Raw genomic sequence first — 3,937 nt, forward strand, 5'->3', positions numbered from 1 at the left:
GGCGGCGTCACGGTCATGGCGAGCCCGGCGGTCTTCGTGGAGTTCAGCCGCCAGCGCGGCCTGTCGCCGGACGGCCGGTGCAAGGCGTTCGCGGCCGGTGCCGACGGCACGGGCTGGGGCGAAGGCGTCGGCATGCTCCTGGTGGAGCGGCTCAGCGACGCCGAGCGCAACGGCCACCGCGTGCTGGCCGTCGTACGCGGCAGCGCGGTGAACCAGGACGGCGCGTCCAACGGTCTGACCGCGCCCAACGGCCCTTCGCAGCAGCGGGTGATCCGGCAGGCCCTGGCCTCCGCCGGGCTCACACCGGCCGACGTGGACGCCGTCGAGGCCCATGGCACCGGCACCCGGCTCGGCGACCCGATCGAGGCGCAGGCGCTGCTCGCGACGTACGGGCAGGGCCGCCCCGACGACAGGCCGCTGTGGCTGGGCTCGCTGAAGTCCAACATCGGTCACACGCAGGCCGCGGCGGGCGTCGCCGGTGTGATCAAGATGGTCATGGCGATGCGCCACGGCGTCCTTCCCCGGACCCTGCACGTCGACGAACCCACACCCCACGTGGACTGGTCGGCCGGTGACGTACGGCTGCTGACCGAGGCCGTCGACTGGCCCGGGTCGGACCGCCCGCGCCGGGCCGCCGTGTCGTCCTTCGGCGTCAGCGGCACCAACGCCCACACGATCATCGAGCAGGCCCCCGCGACCGAGGAACCGCCCCCGGCGCCCGGCCCCGGCGCGGCCGCGCCGTGGGTGCTCTCCGGCAGGACCGAAGCAGCGCTGCGGTCCCAGGCCGCCCGCCTCGCGTCCTTCCTGGACGACAGCGACAGCGACGGCGACAGTGACGACGGCGGCGAGGCGGTCCCGGCGGCCGACGCGGCCTACTCGCTGGCCACGACCAGGGCGGCCTTCGAACACCGCGCCGTGCTGGTCGCGGAGACCCGCGAGGAGCTCCGGAAGCAACTGGCCGGTGTCGCAGGCGGCGCCCGACCGCCCGGCGTGGTGACCGGCACCGCGCGCACCGGCGGCAGGACCGTTTTCGTCTTCCCCGGGCAGGGGTCGCAGTGGGTGGGCATGGCCGCCGAACTGCTGGACACCACCCAGGTCTTCCGCGACCGGATCGACGCCTGCGAGCGCGCCCTCGCGCCGCACGTGGACTGGTCGCTGACCGCGGTGCTGCGCGGCACGTCCGATGCCGAGCAGGACCGGGTCGACGTGCTGCAGCCCGTGCTGTGGGCGATGTCGGTCGCCCTGGCCGAGGTGTGGCGCTCCTTCGGCGTGACCCCCGACGCGGTCGTCGGGCACTCCCAGGGCGAGGTCTCCGCGGCGGTGATCGCCGGGGCGGTCTCCCTGGATGACGGGGCGCGCATCGTGGCGCGGCGCAGCCTCGCGGTGCGCGAACTCCAGGGCCGCGGCGGCATGGCCTCCATGACGCTCCCGGACGAGGAGGCGCGGGAACTGATCGGCCGGTGGGACGGCCGCCTCGGCATCGGCGCCGTGAACGGGCCCGGGACCGTCGTGGTCTCCGGGGACACCGACGCCCTGGACGAACTCCTCGCGCACTGCCGGCAGGAGGGCGTCGAGGCCCGCAGGGTCGCCGTCGACTACGCCGCGCACTCGCCGCAGATCGAACGCGTCGAAGCACAGGCGAGCGAGGGGTTCGCCGGCATCGGCCCGCTCCCCGGCTCCGTGCCCTTCTACTCCACGGTGACGGGCGGCAGGCTGGACACGGACGAACTCGGCTCCGGCTACTGGTACCGCAACATGCGGCAGACGGTGCGGTTCCACGACGCGATCCGGGCCGCCCTTGCCGACGGACACGACGTGTTCCTCGAAGTCAGCCCGCACCCCGTGCAGTTGGCGGGCATCCAGGACGCCATCGAGGCCGCCGGGGCGGAGGCCGCGGTCGTACCGACGCTGCGCCGCGGCGACGGCGGCCGGCACCGGCTGATGCTGTCCCTGGCCCAGGCCCATGTGCACGGCGTAGGCATCGACTGGGACGCCGTCCTGCCGGGCGCGCGCCGCGTCGACCTCCCGACCTACGCGTTCCAGCACGAGCGGTACTGGCTGGAGGCTGGCGCTCCCGCCGGAGACGTACGAGCGGCCGGGCTGGACGCCTCCCACCACCCGTTCCTTGGCGCGGCGTTGGAGCTGCCGGACGCCGGCGGCCACCTGCTGACCGGGCTGCTGTCCCTGCGGACCCAGCCCTGGCTCGCCGACCACGCGGTCCTGGGCACGGTGCTGCTGCCGGGCACGGCCTTCGTGGAACTGGCCGCCCACGCCGCGGCCGAGACCGGCTGCGACCTGGTCGAGGAGCTCACCCTGCAGGCACCGCTGGTGCTGCCCGAGCACGGAGGCGTCGCGCTCCAAGTCCTCGTGGGCGCCGAGGACGACTCCGGCCGCCGCGCGCTGAGCGTGCACTCGCGAGCCGGGGACGGCCCCTGGATCCGCAACGCCACCGGCGCCCTCGCCACCGGCGCGGCCCCCTCCGGCACCGACCTGAGCAGCTGGCCCCCGGCCGACGCCCGGCCGGTGGACCTGGCCGGCTTCTACGACCGCCTGGCGGACCTCGGCCTGAGCTACGGCCCGCTCTTCCAGGGACTGCGTGCCGTCTGGCGCGGCCACGACGCGGTCTACGCCGAACTCGCCCTCACCGACGAGGCGCAGGCGGACGCGTTCGGCGTGCACCCGGCGCTGCTCGACTCCGCGCTGCACGCGCTGGGCGCGGGCGGCCTCGTACCGGCCGCCGACGGGCCCCTGCTGCCCTTCGCGTGGTCCCGCGTCACGCCGCACGGAACCGGAGCGGCCGGCCTGCGGGTACGGCTCTCCCCGGCCGGCGGGGACACGGTACGGCTGGAGGCCGCCGACGGCACGGGCCGCCCCGTCGTGTCGGTGGAGTCGCTGACGCTGCGTCCGGTGTCGTCCGAGCAACTGCGCACCAGTTCCCGGGACTCCCTGTTCACCGTGGAGTGGGCACCGCTCGCCGCCCCGGCCGACGCGAACGCCCCGGCCGTACGGGCCTACGACGACATCGCCGCCCTCCTCGCCGCCCCCGCGGCGGAGACCGGGGCTCAGGCGGACACGGACGCCGTCGTCGTCCCCTGCCCGGCTGGGGCGGGCACCGACGCCGGACGGGTCCGGGACGTCCTCGCCGAGGTGCTCCGGCTCGTCCAGTGGTGGCTGGCCGAGGACCGGGCCGCCCGCCTGGTGCTGGTGACCCGGGGCGCGGTCGCCGCCGGGGACGACCCTGTACAGGCCGACCCGGTGCAGGCGGCCGTGTGGGGCCTGGTCCGGTCGGCGCAGTCGGAGAACCCTGACCGCATCGTCCTCCTCGACACCGAGGGGCACGCCGACGCGGAGCGGATCGCGGCGACGGCCGTCCCCCGGCTCGTCGCCTCCGAGGAGCCGCAGGCGGCACTGCGCGGCGACGCGCTCCTGCTGCCCCGGCTCGCCAGGGCCGCCGCCGACGCCCCGGGGGCCACCCCGGACTTCGGGACCGGCACGGTGCTCCTGACCGGCGCGTCCGGCGCCCTCGGCGGGCTCGTCGCCCGGCACCTGGTCGCCGAGCACGGTGTGCGCAGCCTGCTGCTGATGAGCCGGCGCGGCGCGGACGCCGAGGGCGCGGCGGAACTCGGGGCGGAACTGACCGCCGCGGGCGCCGAAGTGGGCTGGGCGGCCTGCGACGTGGCCGACCGGGACGCCCTCGCCGAGGTGCTGTCCGGCACGCCTGTGACGGCCGTGGTGCACACGGCCGGCGTCCTCGACGACGGCGTGATCGGTTCGCTCACGCCGGAGCGCCTGGAGACGGTGCTGCGCCCCAAGGCCGACGCGGTGCTGAACCTGCACGAGCTGGCGGGCGACGTGTCGGCGTTCGTCCTCTTCTCCTCGCTCGCGGGCACGCACCGCACCCCCGGTCAGCCCAACTACGCGGCGGCCAACGCCTACC

1 protein-coding gene is annotated in these 3,937 nt (G+C 76.0%); it reads left to right on the plus strand.

The genetic code is table 11. From position 1 onward, the window contains the following. The coding region (locus tag ACWEN3_RS43065; RefSeq protein WP_452983179.1) for an SDR family NAD(P)-dependent oxidoreductase at positions 1–3,937 on the plus strand (3,937 nt) is incomplete at both ends.

This window comes from Streptomyces sp. NPDC004561, from assembly GCF_053602155.1.